Source organism: Pseudaquabacterium terrae, assembly GCF_013266755.1.
GTDB lineage: Bacteria > Pseudomonadota > Gammaproteobacteria > Burkholderiales > Burkholderiaceae_C > Pseudaquabacterium > Pseudaquabacterium terrae.
Genome location: NZ_JABRWJ010000001.1, coordinates 366,903 through 382,815 on the forward strand (window position 1 = coordinate 366,903; position 15,913 = coordinate 382,815).

General features: G+C 69.6%; 15 protein-coding genes. 3 read left to right on the plus strand and 12 right to left on the minus strand.

Annotated elements, in window-relative coordinates:
* The first annotated feature begins 240 nt into the window (after positions 1 to 240).
* A complete protein-coding gene (locus tag HLB44_RS01750; protein ID WP_173119967.1) occupies positions 241 to 462 on the plus strand; it encodes a hypothetical protein in 222 nt (73 codons plus the stop codon).
* Here HLB44_RS01750 and HLB44_RS38105 read toward each other — a convergent pair.
* From HLB44_RS38105 to HLB44_RS01795, 9 genes are all read right to left on the minus strand, one after another.
* Positions 459 to 1,124: a response regulator gene (locus tag HLB44_RS38105; RefSeq protein WP_173119969.1), complete on the minus strand. Its 666-nt coding sequence runs from the start codon at positions 1,122 to 1,124 to the stop codon at positions 459 to 461. The genes HLB44_RS01750 and HLB44_RS38105 overlap by 4 nt on opposite strands.
* An 8-nt stretch (positions 1,125 to 1,132) precedes the next feature.
* Positions 1,133 to 2,212: a hybrid sensor histidine kinase/response regulator gene (locus HLB44_RS01760; protein WP_173119971.1), complete on the minus strand. Its 1,080-nt coding sequence runs from the start codon at positions 2,210 to 2,212 to the stop codon at positions 1,133 to 1,135.
* Positions 2,213 to 2,252: 40 nt separating this feature from the next.
* Positions 2,253 to 2,411, minus strand: a complete 159-nt coding sequence (locus HLB44_RS01765; RefSeq protein WP_173119973.1) for a hypothetical protein — start codon at positions 2,409 to 2,411, stop codon at positions 2,253 to 2,255.
* A 143-nt stretch (positions 2,412 to 2,554) separates the two neighbouring features.
* Entirely contained in the window at positions 2,555 to 2,770 is a 216-nt protein-coding gene (locus HLB44_RS01770; RefSeq protein ID WP_173119975.1) for a hypothetical protein, read from the minus strand.
* Positions 2,749 to 4,578, minus strand: coding sequence for a GAF domain-containing protein (locus tag HLB44_RS01775; RefSeq protein WP_173119977.1), 1,830 nt, complete (start codon positions 4,576 to 4,578; stop codon positions 2,749 to 2,751). The genes HLB44_RS01770 and HLB44_RS01775 overlap by 22 nt, the downstream gene beginning before the upstream one ends.
* A 251-nt stretch (positions 4,579 to 4,829) precedes the next feature.
* Entirely contained in the window at positions 4,830 to 5,285 is a 456-nt protein-coding gene (locus HLB44_RS01780; protein WP_173119979.1) for a hypothetical protein, read from the minus strand.
* Positions 5,285 to 6,235, minus strand: a complete 951-nt coding sequence (locus HLB44_RS01785; protein WP_173119981.1) for a sigma-70 family RNA polymerase sigma factor — start codon at positions 6,233 to 6,235, stop codon at positions 5,285 to 5,287. Before HLB44_RS01785 ends, HLB44_RS01780 begins: the two co-directional genes overlap by 1 nt.
* Positions 6,232 to 7,416: an EAL domain-containing response regulator gene (locus HLB44_RS01790; RefSeq protein ID WP_173119983.1), complete on the minus strand. Its 1,185-nt coding sequence runs from the start codon at positions 7,414 to 7,416 to the stop codon at positions 6,232 to 6,234. Before HLB44_RS01790 ends, HLB44_RS01785 begins: the two co-directional genes overlap by 4 nt.
* 58 nt (positions 7,417 to 7,474) lie before the next feature.
* Positions 7,475 to 11,086, minus strand: a complete 3,612-nt coding sequence (locus HLB44_RS01795; protein ID WP_173119985.1) for a PAS domain-containing protein — start codon at positions 11,084 to 11,086, stop codon at positions 7,475 to 7,477.
* Positions 11,087 to 11,308: 222 nt separating this feature from the next.
* Here HLB44_RS01795 and HLB44_RS01800 point away from each other — a divergent pair, with 222 nt between their 5' ends.
* Positions 11,309 to 12,184 (plus strand): GGDEF domain-containing protein, encoded by an 876-nt coding sequence (locus HLB44_RS01800; RefSeq protein WP_173119987.1) that lies wholly within the window; start codon positions 11,309 to 11,311, stop codon positions 12,182 to 12,184.
* A gap of 36 nt (positions 12,185 to 12,220) precedes the next feature.
* Here the strand turns inward: HLB44_RS01800 and HLB44_RS01805 are convergent, their stop codons facing one another.
* Together HLB44_RS01805 and HLB44_RS01810 are read right to left on the minus strand one after the other, a co-directional pair.
* Positions 12,221 to 12,832: a class I SAM-dependent methyltransferase gene (locus HLB44_RS01805; RefSeq protein ID WP_173119989.1), complete on the minus strand. Its 612-nt coding sequence runs from the start codon at positions 12,830 to 12,832 to the stop codon at positions 12,221 to 12,223.
* Positions 12,833 to 12,844: 12 nt separating this feature from the next.
* Positions 12,845 to 13,594 carry a hypothetical protein gene (locus HLB44_RS01810; RefSeq protein WP_173119991.1) on the minus strand — a complete coding sequence of 250 codons (750 nt, stop codon included), beginning with the start codon at positions 13,592 to 13,594 and terminating at the stop codon, positions 12,845 to 12,847.
* Between the two features lie 143 nt (positions 13,595 to 13,737).
* Between HLB44_RS01810 and HLB44_RS01815 the strand changes: the two genes are divergently transcribed.
* A complete protein-coding gene (locus HLB44_RS01815) occupies positions 13,738 to 14,703 on the plus strand; it encodes a LysR family transcriptional regulator (protein WP_173119993.1) in 966 nt (321 codons plus the stop codon).
* Here the strand turns inward: HLB44_RS01815 and HLB44_RS01820 are convergent.
* On the minus strand, positions 14,693 to 15,913 hold the full coding sequence (locus HLB44_RS01820) for a DUF2252 domain-containing protein (protein WP_173119995.1): 1,221 nt from the start codon (positions 15,911 to 15,913) through the stop codon (positions 14,693 to 14,695). The genes HLB44_RS01815 and HLB44_RS01820 overlap by 11 nt on opposite strands.

Below are 15,913 nucleotides of genomic sequence, written 5' to 3' on the forward strand. Positions count from 1 at the left end.
TGCTCGGTGTGGCCCTGTTAGGCTGAACGGCGGCTCGACCTGGTTCAGGGAAATGACTTCGAGAGCCCAAGGCCCACGAGTCTCCAGAGGACTGTAGAGGACGCTCGGCGCTCGCACCAGTCAGGGACTCGAGATGGCGCAGGTACGAGCTTCCCTTACCTGGCTCTGCTGGCGCGACGGAATCGACGTTCGGTCACACTCACGCATGGTCGATGGCGGTTTCACCCCCATATGCCATTCATGGACCTGCCTGATCGTCGCGAGACCAACATCGACATCCTGATTGCCTTGCATGCGACCAAATGCCGACTTGCCACCCTGATCAACGCCCGCCAGGGCCGCGGCGAGGCAACCGCGGACCTGGATGCGCAGTTGGCCGCCAATCGCGCCAAGGCTGGCGAGATGGCGAGGTTCCTGCGCATGAATCCCAACATCCTGGGCTCGTTCACGACGCCCTCTTAGAGCGCTTCGCGCATCGAGTCGACCAGTCCATGGCGCACGCAGTACAGCGTCAGCCCGGGCAGATCGTTGATGCCCAGCCGTTCCATGATGCGTGCCCGGTGCACATCGACTGTCTTTGAACTGAGCTTGAGCGTGAAGGCGATCTCCTTGGCGGCCTGGCCGCGGGCGATCATCACCAGGATCTCGAGCTGGCGGCCGGTCAGCATTTCTTCCGGACCGCGTTCGCGCGCCTGGATCAGGCGCTTCGAGACCTGAGCGCTGTAGTACGGCAGGCCGGCCATCACTGCACGCACCGCGTGCTCGAGCTCGAGCGGAGAGCTCTCCTTCATGACGTAGCCGCTGGCGCCGAGTTGCAGCGCGCGGCGGATGAAGTCTGGCGAGTCGTGCATCGACACCACCAGCACCTTCGGCGGCTTGGCCATCGCGCGCAGCTCGGCCAGCGCCGTCAGGCCGTCCATGCCGGGCATCGACAGATCCGTGACCACCAGATCGGGTGCGTGGCGCCGCACGTCGGCGAGCAGCTCCTCGCCGTTGCGCGCCTGGCTGACGACGGTGACGCCGGCCACCATCTCGAGCAGCAGCTTGAGGCCCGAGCGCACCAGCTCGTGGTCATCGGCAAGCACGATGCGCACGGCCTCGCGGGTGTCGTGCGCAAGTGGCACGGCGGGGTTCACAGCGACAACCTCATGACGCTGCCGCGGTTCAGGCTGGAGCGGAAGCGCAGGCGTCCGCCCATCAGCTCGGCGCGTTCGAGCATGCCGTGCAGGCCGATGTTCTTCTCGCTCATGCCACCTGCGAGCACGGCACGAACGTCGTAACCGCGGCCATCGTCGCCGACCGTCATCACCAGGTGTTCGCCGCCCGTGAAGCGCAGCCGCACCACCAGGCGGCCTGCGCCGGCGTGCCGCAGCACATTGGTGACGGCTTCCTGCAGAATGCGCAGCGCCACCCCATGCGTCGGCCACACGCGCTGCGGCGGAGTGCCGCGCAGCCGAACGAAGCTCTGCAGACCGGTGGCGTCGCGTTGGCGGTCGAGCGTGGCCTTGACGGCGGCCACGAATCCCAGCAGCTCGAGCTGCGCCGGGCGCAGCTGGAACGACATCGACTTGATCTGCTGGATGGCGTGCTGCGCCAGCTCGAGCGCGCTCTCGTGGCAGCGCGATGTCTGCTCGGCAGAGGCGCTGCGTTTGGCCGCGTGCAGCTGCATCACGATGCCCGTGAGCACCTGACCGAGCCCGTCGTGAAGCTCGCGAGCGATGCGCGTGCATTCGCGCTCCTGAGCCCCCACCAGGCGTGCCGACAGCAGGCGCAACCGCGAGTTGGCGCGCGCCAGCGTGTCGGCACTGCGCAGGCGCTCGAGCAGGAAGCGGCGGTCGCGCAGAACCCGCTCGATCACCGCCGGCAGCAGCGCCAGCTTGTGCTTGGCGACATAGTCCTTCGCGCCGGCGCGAAACAGATTGACCACCGCGTTTTCGTCGATCACCCCCGTCACCAACACCAGCGGCACGTCGTGAACGCCCTCGTCCAGCATCGCCAGTGCGCGCTCGGCCGTAAAGCCCGCCATGCAGCAGTCGCACAGAAGCACATCGGGCTCGGCCGCTGCCGGGGGCAGGCAGCCAAGCAACGCTGCCTCGCTGTCGACCCGGGTCAGCGTGGCCGGCATGCCCGCCCGTGCGAGTGCGAGCCGGATCAGTTCGACATCGTCCGGTTCGTCCTCGATGCAGATGATGCGCAGCATCACGGCGGCCATGATCACATCTGACCGATGAGATCGGTCTCGAGCCAGCAGGTCATGCCGGCCGTTCACGGCGAGCCAGCTCGGCGGCGTGTTCCACCACCGTGGCTTCGAGCCGCGCGTTGCGGGCCAGCAGCTCGCGCGCGGTCCTGCGCTCGAGCATGCGCTCGAGCGTGCCGAGCAATGTACGCGGGAGGGGCAGATTGAGGTTCATCGTCTGAGGTCGCGTGGCGGAGTCGAATGACGGATCGTCGGTTGCTGTTGCGCTGCTGCAGGGATAAGTCGCCGACGAGGATCGCGTCTGTGCGGTAGCGCTCCGATGACACCTTCGGCCGGCCGACATCGCGGACGACAGAGTCATCCGCATGCCTCGTCCGAAGGGGCGTGGTCGGTGGCCACTTCGAAGGCCTGCAGCTCCTGTTCGATGTCGCGCATCAAGAAACGCAATTCGCGAAAGTCCGTCAGCAGAGCCGCCCTCGGGGCACGCCGGATCGGCAGCTCAGCCACCTTCGCCAGAAGCCTGCAGATTCGATTGGCTCGCAGGTGGCCGGTCAGACCCACGCTGGTTTCCATGACATTCCTTTCTCGCCGCTGGCTGAGACGATCACACCGCGATGCCGAGCGGCCAGGCCATGGCGTTCGATCGCCAACCCAGCGAGGCGCGCCGCCGCTGCCATCACGGCGAAATCGTCCTTGCCCGGCGACGCGGGGTGGTCGTTGTAGACGGCAATGCAGCCGAGCACACGGCCGGTGCGATCCAGGACCGGCACCGACCAGCAGGCCCTCAGGCCGTACGCCAACGCGAGCTGCCGATAGCCCTGCCACAGCGGGTCGGTGGCGATGTCTTCGACGAGAACCGCGGCCTTGCGGTGCATGGCAGCGAGGCACGAGCAGCCGCCGTTCGGGCCCGGCAGCAAGCCTGCCAGCGCGTGGTTGTAGGCCGCAGGCATGTTGGGCGCGGCGCCCACGTAGCATGTTCCCGATACCGCATCGAGTACCAATACCGAGCCGAGCCGCCCCGGATAGTAGGCGCAGATGTCGGCCACGGCGGCCAGCGTCTCGTGCAGCGTTGCGCCGGCAACCATCCGCGCCAGCACCTCCGATTGCGTGCGCTGCAGGTGCTCGTTGAAGCGCTGCGAGGTGATGTCGCGGAGAAAGATCTCCAGGCCGTTCGGGCTCGGAAAGCCGCGCACTTCGAACCAGCGCTGCCCAGGCTCGTCGGCTTGCTCGAGGGTGAACGGTTCGCCGCACGCCATGGCCTGCAGAATGCGGCTGCGAAATGCGGTCGCGCAAGCGACCGGCAGCTCGTCCCACACGACTTGTCCCACGAGTTCGCTCGCCGGGCGCTGCAGGAGCTGCGCCGCGGCCGCATTGACGAAGCTGATGCGACAGTCGCGATCGAGCACATAGAGGGCCTCGCCCATGTGCCCCAGCGTGTGGTGCAGGCGGACCTCGGATTGATCGAGCGCGACGCGGGTCACTTCGTGTCGCTGGGTCTCGGCGCGCAAGTTGTTCTGGACACGCAATGCGCGTTCGATGCGGCAAGTGGACGCAACGCTGAGTCGCCTCGACATCGCGAGGGCCAGGGTCAGCACCAGCCCGAGCATCAGTACCAGGCCGCTGGGCTGTGCGCCCGAAAGACTCACCCAGATCCCGAGCGTCAGTACCGTGCCGACCAGCGCGAGCCCGGCCACCGAGCGTTCGATCGGTGGCGGTACGGGAACTCGACGTACGCTCAGCGAGACCGCGAAGGCCAGGCTCAGTGCCAGCAGCGAAGCGGCAGTTGCGGTGGAGACTGTGGCGGTGGCGGTTGCCGGCGTCGCGCCGCCGCGCCAGCCGGTCAGCACGAGCAGCGCGAGGGCAGCGGCGAGCAGGCTGAACGCGAGCGCGGCCGGCCGGGCTGGCAGGCGCTTGCCGAGCCCCGCCACGGCGGCCAGCGCCAGCAGTGCCATCGGGAACGCCGCATCGGGTGCCATGCGCAGGGACGCGAGCACGGGCTCGATGGGGCTCTGCGAGTGGCCGCTCGTCGACGGCCAGCCGGCCGGCACGACGGCGTTCAGCATCCACGGCAGCAAGGTCATCGACGCCAACGCGAGTACCGGCAGCGCGAGCAATGCCGCCGCGAATGGGCGGCGCACAAGCTGCAGCAGCGCAGCGCCGCCGAGCAGCGTGATGCCGAGCGCCGGCGCAAGCGCCACGGGTGCCGAGAGGCCGCGGGAGAACAGCGCCTGCAACGCGTGCGGGCTCCCCCCGCTCATCAGCATCAAGCCCAGGGTGCACACCATCATGCCCACGAGTAGCGCCGTGCTGTGCAACGTGCGGCCCTCGTCGAGAAAGCCTGGCTGCCGTCGCCGGGTGATGTCGGGTGTCGCTGGTTCCATTGGGGTGTCCACGTGGCGGTATTGCATCCTGGAAGGCTTGCGTGTTGCGCCAGTGCAGCTTGTGGCCGGCGGCGACTGCGGCCTTGAGGCGATTGCGCAAGGCCGGCTAGGCAATATTCCTAACCGGCTGGAGGACCGACGACGGATGCAGCCATCGCGCCGAACCTTCCCTGGTCTGGCGCAGACGCTGCAGAAACTTGCCCGCAGACGGCGAGGACGAACGGCGGTTTCATGGGCGGCAGCATGGAGTTTCAGTGCTTCGTTCGACGCCGGGCTTCATCGCGTTGGCTCGCTGTCTCGATGTAGGGTTCCAGGTCATCGCGCTGGGGCTCCGGCTTCGCGGCGATCCCGAAGGCTTTGCGAACGAAGTCGCACGTCGCGACGTGGTCGCATTCCCAGCCGACCGTGCGGGCCGCGCGAACCAGAATCGCCAGGAACTCGTCCGTCAGCACGGGTTCCAGGGCTGCATCGGCGGCCTTCTGGGTGGCGTAATGCTCCATCACGACGACGGCGCGTCCCTTGATGCCCAGCTGCAGCACGAGCCGGCTCAGCAGGCCATCGCCATAGTCGACGCGCCACGGGTCGATCCCCGCGGCGAGGAATACGACAGTCCCGCGCTGGCCGGACGGATGCACGATCCTGTCGCCCTCGTGGATGTCGCGGCGATCGTAGTCGGGCCAGGGTGCTTTGCGCCGCGGAGCGGCCATCAGGTCGGCTCCTTGAACTTGCGGGTGATGCGATCGGCGGGAATCCGGACTGCTGCGACTGCGGGGACGCGCGGGCTGAAGCGCTCGTCGGGTGTCGTGAGGGCCGCTTCCACCAGTTCGCTCCACGGCGGCGCCGCCGTCGATCGCGCAAGTTGCGCTTCCCGCGACACGACCAGTTCGTCGAAGGCCACGGTGGCAGCGGCGCCCGGCCGGTCGAGCGAGCGCCGTTCGGCGTGCCCGAAATGCCGCGCGACGCGGCCGCACACGTTCTTGTACAGCTGCGACACGCGTGACACGGTCACGTTCAGGCTGCCGGCCAATTCCACCGGACTCATGCCAACGCCCAGGTACGCGTCGATCACCTGGCGGTCACGTTCGGGCAGTGTGGCGAAGAACGTCTCCAGCCGCCGCAGGACGATGGCGGTGTCCACGCGGGCCTCCACCTCGTCCCTTTCCGTCGCCGGTTGCTGTGCCACCGGGTGATCGTCCGGGTTCGAGTCCTGGACAAGGCTTTCCGCCTGCGCCGACCATGCCGCCAGATCGAGGCTCGCGATCTCGTCGATCCCGAGTCCGGTCACGCCGCTGAGTTCGGACAGCCGCGGACTCGCACCGTTGAGCGAACGCCAGCGTTCGCGCGCGATCTGAAGCACCGTGCACTTGCGCCGCTGCTCGCGCCCCAGGTGATCCATCTGGCGCAGCTCGTCCATCATGGCGCCCTTGACGCGCATCCTCGCGTAGCGCAAGAAGGCGTCGCGCGCTTCGGCGGTATCGCGGTCACCCTCCCAGCGAAAGCCCAGCGCCGCCTGCGCCACGGCGATCAGGCCCGCCTGGATCAGGTCCGCCCTCTGCACGTTGGCAGGCATCCGGCGCGCCAAGGTGTTGGCTTGCTTGCGCACCCAGGACGCGTTGCGTGCGATGAGCGCCGAGCTGACGCCTTGCATGGAGATCATGAGTTGACCAGCCCTCGAGTTCGTGAACGCCAGGTTTCCAGCCACGACGGCACCTGGTCCGGTGCCATGGCGCGGCCGATGAACCAGCCCTGCGCGAGATCGCACTCGAGCTGGCGCAGCAGCTGCCAGTCGTCCTCGGTCTCGACGCCTTCGGCCACCACGGCCATGCCCATCTGCTTGGCGATGCCGATGCTGCCCTGGAGAATCGGGCGAATGATCTGGTTGTGCCGCGCACCGCTGACGAAGCCGCGGTCGACCTTCAGCTCGGTGAACGGGATGTCGCGCAGTTGCACCAGCGACGAGTGCCCGGTGCCGAAGTCGTCGATCGACAGGCCGAAACGCTGCAGGCGCAGGCGCACCAGGCTTTCCAGCGGCATCGGCGACGGGGACAGCAGGCGGCTCTCGGTGAGCTCCAGCGTCACGTCCTGCGGCGCGGCCCCGGTGTCGCGGGCCCAGCCGGCGACGCGTTCCGCGAAGCCCGGCGAGCGCAGGTTCTCCATCGAGAGGTTGACCGCCATCGTGACCGGCCAGCCCTGGGCTTGCCATTGCGCCAGCTGGCGCAGCGCCTCGTGCAGCACCCAGTCGGTCAGGCTGTCGATGATCCCGCAGTCCTCGGCCAGGCCGATGAACCGGTCGGGCAGCACCAGCCCATGCATCGGGTGGTTCCAGCGCACCAACGCCTCCAGACCCGTGAGCGCGCCGTTTCGCAGGTCCACCTTGGGCTGGTAGTGCAGCACCCACGGCTGCTCGTGGCCGGCGGTGATCACCTCGGGCACGGTGAACAAGGGCAGGGTCGCGACGGGCGCCGCCGCGTGCAAGGGCTGCCAGCAGTCGAGCAAGGCGCCCAGCGAGGCGCGCGCGGCGGGCTTTTCCAGCGCGCCGAGGATCAGCAGGTGGCCGCCGGCCAGCAGCCGCTGCACCGTGTGCATGATGCGGGCCCCTTCGGCGCTCAGCAGGATCACGCTGCAGTGCTGGCCGCGCGCGTTCAGGATCTGCAGGAACTCGATGCCGTCCATGCCGGGCATGTTCAGGTCGCAGACGATCACATCGACCGCCCTCGGTTCCTGCTGCATCAGCGTCAGCGCGGCCTGGGCCGAATCCGCCGTGCGCAGCTGCCCGTAGCCCATGCTGCGCAACATGCTCGATAACACGCCGAGCATGAAGGGGTCGTCGTCAAGCATCAGGATGCCCGGTTCGGACCGCAGGGCGTGCATGAGGGATGACATCGCGTGCTTGCCGCTATCTCGCGGCGAGGAAATGCTGCACGGCCTGCATCTCGGCCTGGAGCGACGGCAGGATGGCGTTCAGCAGATCGGTCTTGCCCGCCCGGGCGGCCTGCTCCAGCCGGGCGCAGAGATCGCCCAGGGGCAGCGCGCCGATCGCACGGGCGGCGGACACCAGCTTGTGCGCGACGGCCGCCACCGCCGGCGCCGAGCCGGCGAGCACGCCGCGGGTCATTTCCGCACTCGATTGCGCGGCGGTCACGCGGAAGGCCTGCACGATGTCGTCGAGCACCTTCTCATCGCTGCCCACCAGTGCCACCAGCACACTCAGGTTCACCGGTGGGGTCGGCGCAGGCGCGGGGGCGGGCTCGGGTGCGCCCGGACCGAGCCAGCGTTCGAGGGCCGCTTTCAGCTGCGGCAACAGCACCGGCTTGCGCAGGTAGGCATCCATGCCCGCCGCGCGGCAGCGCAATTCTTCGTCGCGCAGCACGTTGGCGCTGAGCGCGATGATGGGCGTGTGCTGCGCAGCGCGTTCTTCCTTGCGAATCGCCGCTGCCAGCGCATAGCCGTCCATCTCGGGCATGTGCAGATCCGTCAGCACCAGCGCGACATGGCCGCTGCGCCAGCGTTCGAGCGCTTCGCGGCCGTTGCCGACGACATCGGCGGCGTAGCCGATCAGGTGCAGCTGCTGCTGGATCACCTTGCGGTTGGTGGCGTTGTCCTCGGCCACCAGGATCGGCGGGCCTGGATGTCGGGCGGCGGGTTGCACCGACAGGGGTAGGGGCCCAGACGCCGAGTCGGCGTGCTCGTTTTCGGTGTCATCACGTTCGCTGCGCGAGGCCAGGATCAACGCCTTGAACAGGACCCGGGGCAGCAACGCATTGGCATCGAGGCAGACCAGCTCGAGCGCTTCGACGCGCGGCCGCCTTCGCCGGCCCCAGCCGAGCACGACGAAACGCGTTCGCAGCGCCTCGGGCGCGGTCACCATCTTGCGCAACTCGGGCAGGCCGGGAGCCTGCTCACCCGGCAGGATCAGCCACAGCCACTGGCCGCGCGCCGGCGGGGACGCCGACGCGGCGGCGAGGTCGGCCGAGCGCTCGACGCGCACGCCGGCCGCCGACAGGCTGGTGGCGAGATCGGCGGCCAGCGGCAACTCGCTGCCGACGATGCGGCATTGCAGCCCCGGCGGCAGCTGCGGAGGCGACGCCGGCGGCGGGGCGCTGGCGTCGACGGCCTCGACCAGCGGAAACACCAGGCGCACGCTGAACACCGAGCCGAGCCCGGGTTCGCTGCGCACCGACATGTCGCCGCCCATCACCCGCACCAGCATGTCGGAGATCGCCAGGCCGAGGCCGGTGCCGCCGAAGCGCCGCGTCGTCGAGGCGTCGGCCTGCGTGAACGGCGTGAACAGCTGGGCCACCGTCGCCGGCGACATGCCGATGCCGTTGTCGGCGACCGACAGCTCCACCGTCGCGCTCTGCGCGAGGCGCTGCGCCAGCACGGCCCGCACCGAGACGCGCCCCGGCACCGCGCGACCGCTGGAGAACTTGATCGCATTGCCGGCCAGGTTCACGAGCACCTGGCGCAGGCGCATCGCGTCGCCCAGGACCGTTTGCGGAATGGCCGGATCAACGAACACCGTCAGCCGGACGTCCTGGTCGGTCGCCATGGGGTCCAGCATGGCGCAGACCTTTTCGATCGCCCGGCCGGGCTGCATCGGCTCGCGCTCGACACGCAGCCGGCCGGCTTCGATCTTGGAGAAGTCCAGGATGTCCTCGATGATCCTCAGCAGCGAGAACGCCGACTCGCGGATCAGCTCGACCATCTCCAGCTGGTGGCTTTCGAGGCTGGTCTGGTGCAGCACGTCGATCATGCCGATGACACCGTTCATCGGCGTGCGGATCTCGTGGCTCATGGTGGCGAGGAAGGCCGACTTCGCCTGATTGGCCTGTTCGGCCTCTTCGCGCGCCTGGGTCAGTTCGACGGTGCGCAGATCGACACGGGCCTCCAGCTGCGCATTCAGCTCGCGCAGCGCGTCCTGGTCGCGCTTGCGCCCGGTGATGTCGCGCTCGACCGCCACGAAATGGGAGTAGCCATCGCCCTGCGCGCCCACCGGCAGGATGTCCATCTCGATCCAGTAGGGCTCGCCGCGCTTGGTGTAGTTGACCAGTTCGGTGTGGACCGGCTCCAGGCGAGCCAGGGCCCGGTGCACGCGCTCGAGCTCGACGCGGTCGGTGAGCGGGCCCTGCAGCAGCCGAGGCGACTTGCCGAGCACGTCTTCGCGTGCGTAGCCGGTGACGCGCAGGAAGGCGTCGTTGACGAACAGGATGCGCGGGCCAGGTTCGGTCAACGGCGCCGCCTCGGTGATCAGCACGATGTCGTTGAGCTGCGAGACGCTGGCCTCCAGCAGCTCGAGCCGCTGGCGCGCGGCGCGTTCCGTCGAGGTGTTGCGGAAGTACACCCCCAGGCCTTCCTCGGACGGGTAGCAGTTGACCCGCACCCAGACCTGCAGCGGCGCGTAGAAAGCTTCCACCGTGGTCGCACTGCCGTGCGCCATCGCGTATCGGTAGCCGTGTTCGAACTCGGTCCCCCGCAGCAGCGGGAATTCATCCCACAGCACGCGGCCGAGCAGGCCCTCGCGCTGCCGCGCCAGCATGCGTTCGGCCTGGCCGTTGACGTAGGTGAACCGCCAGTCCCGGTCCAGCATGTAGAAGCCCGAGGTCAGGCTCTCCAGCGTGGTGGTCAGCCGCGCCGCGAGCTCGCGTGTCTCGCGCTCGGCCTGCTTGCGCTCCGCCTTCAGTTGCTCGGCCAGCCTGCATTGGCGGGTGACGTCGCGCATGTAGACGCCCAAGCCGCGGCGCGACGGGTGGATGCGCACCTCGAACCAGCGGCGGGGCGGTCCGAAGGGCGCGACCAGCTGGACGTCGGCGCCGTCGGCCAGCGCCCGCCGCAGGGCCGGACCGAAAGGGCTGCCAGCCAGCTTCGGGAAGCGCTCCCAGACCACGAGACCGAGCAACTCCGCGCGCGGCCGCCGGAGCATGCGTTCGGCCTGGCGATTCACGTAGGTGAGGCGCCAGTTGTGATCGAGCGTGCAGAAGCCGTCGCTCAGACCCTCGAGCGTGCTGCCCAGGCGCTCGACAAGCTCGCGCGACTCCTGCTGCGCCCGCTTGCGCTCGGTGATGTTGCGGCTGATGCCGACCAGGCCGGTCACCTCGCCGGCTGCATCGCGCAGCGGTATCTTGGTCGTCAGGTGCCATTGCGGCACGCCGGCCGGATCGGTGCTGCGTTCCTCGCGATCCACCACCTTCTGGCCGCCCAGCACCCGCAGGTCGTCGGCATGCAGCGCCGCGGCGACGTCGGGCGCGAGGATGTCGAACACGGTCTTGCCGGCGAGCTCCCGTTCGCGGTCGGCGCCGAGCAGCACCAGCGCGGCCCGGTTGCACAACACGAAGCGCCCGGCCGCGTCCTTGGTGTAGACGATGTCCGGCAGCGCCTCGATCAGCGTGCGCAGCAGCCTGCGCTCTTGCGGTGGCGCGCTGGGGGGCGTCGGCGTGCCGCGCGCGGTCGGCTCGAGGGCCGGCGCCCAAGGCGCTGCATCCCTCTCCGGATCGCCCGCAGGATGACTCATGGAACTCCCTTGCTGCCCGATCGCAGGTGTTCGCACCGGACGTTTTGCGCAAAGTAAGCGGCGCAGTCCGCGTCGTCTGTGCGCTAGCGCTCGCAAGCCGTGGTGCAGCCGCGTCCGCGCGCGCGAGGATTTGCGCCCTGCCGCACAGACGCCGCCGGCGCCAGCGTCTATCGTCCCAAACGTATGACCCAGCAGATTCCCGACGCTGCCACGTCCTCTCGCATGCTGCACGCGCTGGACACGGCGCTCGACCAGAGCCACGAGGTCAAGGCCGAGGTGGAGGGGTGTGCCGACGATCTTGCATCGGCGAACGCGCTCGTGAAAGCTCGAATCGCGGGTGGGGCGAGCGCGCTGCCCGCCGCGCAGGCGCTGCGCAACGGTCTGGCCGTCGAACGCAGGGTACAGAGTTGTGCCGACGATTTGCAGCAGGTGACGGACAACCTGGCCCACGGCGTGGATGAGGTCAAGGCGGTGGAACAGGCCTTGAACCGGTCACGCGCGGCGCTGGCAGAGTCGGAGGCTGCGCTGGAGGTGTCCCGCAACGCCGAGCGCACCGCGAGCCAGCTTGCCATGCACGATCAGAAGACGGGTTTGCCCAACCGCACGCTGTTCGATGACCGTCTGGCGCAGGCCATTGCAGGCGCCGAGCGCCATGGCTGGATGCTCGCGGTGATGTTCCTGGACCTCGATCGCTTCAAGCTCGTCAACGACACCCATGGCCATGCCGCCGGCGACTGCGTGCTGACGGTCGTGGCACAACGCCTGATGCGCAATGCACGCGACGAGGACACCGTCTGCCGCAATGGCGGCGACGAGTTCCTGTACCTGTTGATCAATCCGACGGGTCGCAAGACCGTTGCGCGCATCGCAGGCCTGGTTCGCCAGGCGATCGAGTCGCCCATCGATGTGGGTGCACTGCAATTCGCCATCACGCCGAGTATCGGCATCGCGCTCTATCCCGAGCACGGCATGAGCGGGCAGACGCTGATCGCCCATGCCGACGCCGCGATGTACCGGGCCAAGCAGCTTCGCAGCCATTGCGAATTCTTCGATCCATCGATGGCTTCGAGCGCGGCTTCGCGGCAACAGGCGGACTGACGGCGGCGAGCGCCTGGCAAGGATCCGGGGGGACTGTCAGGTGCCGGCGATCGGCCGCGCCGCCAGCATCCACGCCACCTTGGGTTGCCGATACCGATCGATCACCTGCTCCTCCAGCGCCAGGCGCTGCCAGCGGCGCTCGTCGAACAGCCGCTCGACGGCCGCGCGGTCGAAAAAGCGCTTCGGCTGGCCGTCGACCAGGTAGAAATGGCCATCGTCGAGCCGCGGGTGACCGTTGGCGCCGAAGTGGTGGTCAGCGGTGGAATTCAGGCGGCACAACAGCAGCCCGCCCGGCGCCAATGACGCAGCGATGCGTCGCACCAGGGTCTCGGTCATCGGCCAGTCGAAGTAGTGCAGCGACAGGCTCGCCAGCACCGCGCCGAACGGCCCGGGCGGCCAGGCGTCGCGCAGGTCACGGCGATGGAAGTGCACGCCGCGTCGATTCCACCAGCGCCAGCCGCGCACGCGCCAGCGCGCGGCCATCAGCCAGGTGGCAGAGCGGTCGATCGCCTGCACCTCGAAACCGGCGCGCGACAGCGTACGGCTGTCGCGGCCATCGCCGCAGCCGAGCTCGAGCAGCGGCCGTCCGGCGGCATGCTGCGCGAGGGTCGGGAGCCAGGGGTCCAGCCAGCGGTCGTCGTCGGTCATCGGCAGTTGCTATCAGCGATAGTGCGCGGCATGTCGCGGGTAGTTCACGCAGGCATCGAAGGCCTTCAGCCGCCCGCGAACCGCACGCAGCGGCGGCACGCGGCCTTCGTAGCGCAGCACCTGGCGAGTGGACTCGTCGAACGCCACGCGCAACGGCGCGACCGCCAGCCGCACCCACCAGCGCGCCGGCGTGATCGTAAACGCCCGCCGTCCACGCGCGGCCGCGGGATCCTGGCGGATCTGGAACGCGTAGCTCGTGCGCTGCGCCAGCACGATCATGCGCACTGTCGACACCTCGCCAGCGGCGAGCGCGTCCCAGTGCGCGAGGATGTGGCCGTGCAAGGAAGGGCCGCTGACGGCGGGTGCGTCGATGCGTTCGGTCGACTCGCGCAACCGGCTGCCGCGCTGCAGCCGGTAGTGCAGCTGCCGCCCGTCGGCGCTGACCTCGACCGAGCCGCTGAAGCCTTGCTGGCCGTTCACCGCGTCGAAACGGCGCAACGTGTAGTCGCTGCCCATGCGCGCCGACTCGACGATGATCGGTGCGCCGCCGGGCAACCGGCCGTCGCGCGTGATGTGCGAGGCGCCCAGGCCGTCCGGCGTCTCGCGCACGCGGCGCTGGTAGCTGAACAGCATCGCCGTGTCGGGAGCCGCGACGCCACGCGGGAAGACCTCCCCGTCGTAGACCCACGCGCCGGCCGCGTCGGGCGCCTCGTGCAGCGTGTGGAGCAGGGTGGCGGCGGCATCGGTCAGGGCAGTGGTCATGGCGTGCATGGGGGTGTCGTGGATCGGTGCCGCCACTGTAGGCAGCTGCCCGCCCGGCACCCAGCCGTAGCCGGCGAAGGCACTCTTGACGGCAATGGAAGAATCGCCGACATGACCGACCCCCCGCTCACTGCGTTCCCCTGATGGATCAATTGCGCGCATTGCGTGTCTTCGTGCAGGTGGCGGCCGAGGGCAGCCTGGCCGGCGCCGCACGCGTGCTCGACCTCGCTCCGGCCGTGGTCACCCGCACGCTGGCCGAGCTGGAAGCGCACCTGGGCACGCGGCTGATGCACCGCACCACGCGCCGCCTCGCGCTGACCGAGGCGGGAGAGAACTACCTGGCGAACGCGCGCCGCATCCTCGCCGAACTCGACGAGGCCGACGCCGAGGCCGGCGCGGCGAGCGCGCAGGCGCACGGCAGCCTGCGCGTGCTGGCGCCGCCGGCCTTCGCGGTGCACCAGCTGGCGCCGCTGCTGCCGGCGCTGCGCGCGCGCCATCCGCAGCTGGTGCTCGACGTGGCGACGCCGGGTCCGGTCGAAGCGGCCGACGCGAACTTCGACGTCTCGATCGTCTCGCTCGGCCAGCAGCCGCTGCAGGGCGACTTCATCGCGCGTCGGCTGGCTGTGTCGACCTTCGTGCTGTGCGCGGCGCCGGCCTACCTCGACCGCCACGGCCGGCCCGATGCGCCCGACGCGCTGCTGCCGCACGCCGGGCTGCTGCCGGCGGTCGACGCGGTGCGCCAAGGCCTGCGCCTCTATCACGACAAATCAGCGGCCAGCGCAAAGGCCATGCCGCCGTTGGTCGAGCTGCCGGCACCACGCGCGGTGCTGTCGACCAGCCAGCTCGAGCTGCTGCTCGCCGCCGCGCTGGCCGGCCTCGGCATCGCCGGGCTGCCGAGCTTTCTCGCCGCCGCCGCGTTGCGCGATGGCCGGCTCGAGCGCGTGCTGCCGCACTGGCATGGCGGCGCGCTGACGATCTACGCCGCGATGCCGACGCGCCGGCACCTGCCGGCCCGCACGCGGGCCTTCGTCGACTTCCTCATCGAGCACTTCGGCGGCGGCGAAGGCGACCCGTGGCTCGCTGGCCTCCGAGCGCGGATCACTCTTTGAATGCGCCGCGATCGAAGGCGCCTGCGTAGGCACGCCAGTCGCGCTCGGTCTGCTTCGCGCAGTCACGCGCGGCGTCGAGCAGCGCGCGCTGCCAGCGCGGTCGCGCGCTGCCCCAGTCGATCAGCGCATCGGCCGTCGCCGAGCCCTGGCGGCCTGCGCTGCGCAGCTGCGCCCAGGCCAGCAGGCGCGCCATGTCGAGCACGGCGCGGCGCAGGTCGGTGGTGGCGACACGCGGCGCGTCGAGCGCCACGCGGTCCTTGCTCGGCTGCATCGCGCGCAGCACGTAGGACTTGCTCCGCCGCGCGATCGGCGCCAGGAAGGCGGGCGGCAGCGCCTGCATGCGCGTCTCGACGGCGACGATGCGGTGCGCGTCGGAATGCCAGTCCGGCTGCGCGATGCCCGCATGGCGGCCGAGCGCCGATGGCAGCGCCTGCTTGACGTCGAGCAGCCGCTGGCCGTCGGCGCCGCCCTTGCCGCGGATCAGCACGGCGTAGCGTTCGACGCCGAGCGAGCCGGTGCCGGCGATGCGGCGCGCGACGTCGAGCACCTCGAAGAAGCGCGGATCGTCGCGCGTCGCGGCAAAGGCCCGCACCAGCGCTTCGGCGCGCGCGCGGCCGCGTTCATTCACCGGCAGCGCGTATTTGCCGTCGCTGCGCAGGCGGCGCCGGCGCTTGCGGCGTTCGGTGCGCTTGTCCAGCCAGTCGGCGTGGTCGCGGTCGCGCAGGTCGACGAGCAAGCGCTTGACCAGGCCCTGGGCCGTGTCGCGCTCCAGGTAGCGCGCCTGGCCGGTGGCGAGGGCTTCGGCGTAGGCGGCGAGCGCGTCGCGGCACAGCGCCTTCGCCTCGCCGGTCTTCAGCGACAAGGTGTCGGCGCCGACCAGCAGGCTGGTGAGCAGCCGCACGACATCCCACTGGGCCGGCGCCAGCGCGGATTCGTCGAAGTCGGCGATGTCGAAATAGACGAGCCGGTTGTCGCCTTGATAACTGCCGAAGTTCTCCAGGTGCAGGTCGCCGCAGCACCAGGCGGGCGGCGCACCGACATCGAGGCCGAGCGCCGCCAGCCGGTCGCAGGACAGGTGGCAGCTGCCGCGCAGGAAGGTGAAGGGATCGCGATGCATGGCCGCGTACTTCATCGCCAAGCGCTCGGCGTCGCGCCCGGCGTTGAAACTGCGGATCGTCTCGACGACGTCGAGTGCGGACGTTGTGGCCAT

Bases quoted from the DNA above. Each gene is read 5' to 3' on its own strand.
- HLB44_RS01750 (WP_173119967.1), top strand. From the start codon at position 241: ATGGACCTGCCTGATCGTCGCGAGACCAACATCGACATCCTGATTGCC.
- HLB44_RS01760 (WP_173119971.1), bottom strand. From the start codon at position 2,212: ATGGCCGCCGTGATGCTGCGCATCATCTGCATCGAGGACGAACCGGAC.
- HLB44_RS01765 (WP_173119973.1), bottom strand. From the start codon at position 2,411: ATGAACCTCAATCTGCCCCTCCCGCGTACATTGCTCGGCACGCTCGAG.
- HLB44_RS01770 (WP_173119975.1), bottom strand. From the start codon at position 2,770: ATGGAAACCAGCGTGGGTCTGACCGGCCACCTGCGAGCCAATCGAATC.
- HLB44_RS01795 (WP_173119985.1), bottom strand. From the start codon at position 11,086: ATGAGTCATCCTGCGGGCGATCCGGAGAGGGATGCAGCGCCTTGGGCG.
- HLB44_RS01805 (WP_173119989.1), bottom strand. From the start codon at position 12,832: ATGACCGACGACGACCGCTGGCTGGACCCCTGGCTCCCGACCCTCGCG.
- HLB44_RS01780 (WP_173119979.1), bottom strand. From the start codon at position 5,285: ATGGCCGCTCCGCGGCGCAAAGCACCCTGGCCCGACTACGATCGCCGC.
- HLB44_RS01815 (WP_173119993.1), top strand. From the start codon at position 13,738: ATGGATCAATTGCGCGCATTGCGTGTCTTCGTGCAGGTGGCGGCCGAG.
- HLB44_RS01820 (WP_173119995.1), bottom strand. From the start codon at position 15,913: ATGGCCACAACGTCCGCACTCGACGTCGTCGAGACGATCCGCAGTTTC.
- HLB44_RS01790 (WP_173119983.1), bottom strand. From the start codon at position 7,416: ATGCTTGACGACGACCCCTTCATGCTCGGCGTGTTATCGAGCATGTTG.
- HLB44_RS01810 (WP_173119991.1), bottom strand. From the start codon at position 13,594: ATGACCACTGCCCTGACCGATGCCGCCGCCACCCTGCTCCACACGCTG.
- HLB44_RS01775 (WP_173119977.1), bottom strand. From the start codon at position 4,578: ATGGAACCAGCGACACCCGACATCACCCGGCGACGGCAGCCAGGCTTT.
- HLB44_RS01800 (WP_173119987.1), top strand. From the start codon at position 11,309: ATGCTGCACGCGCTGGACACGGCGCTCGACCAGAGCCACGAGGTCAAG.
- HLB44_RS01785 (WP_173119981.1), bottom strand. From the start codon at position 6,235: ATGATCTCCATGCAAGGCGTCAGCTCGGCGCTCATCGCACGCAACGCG.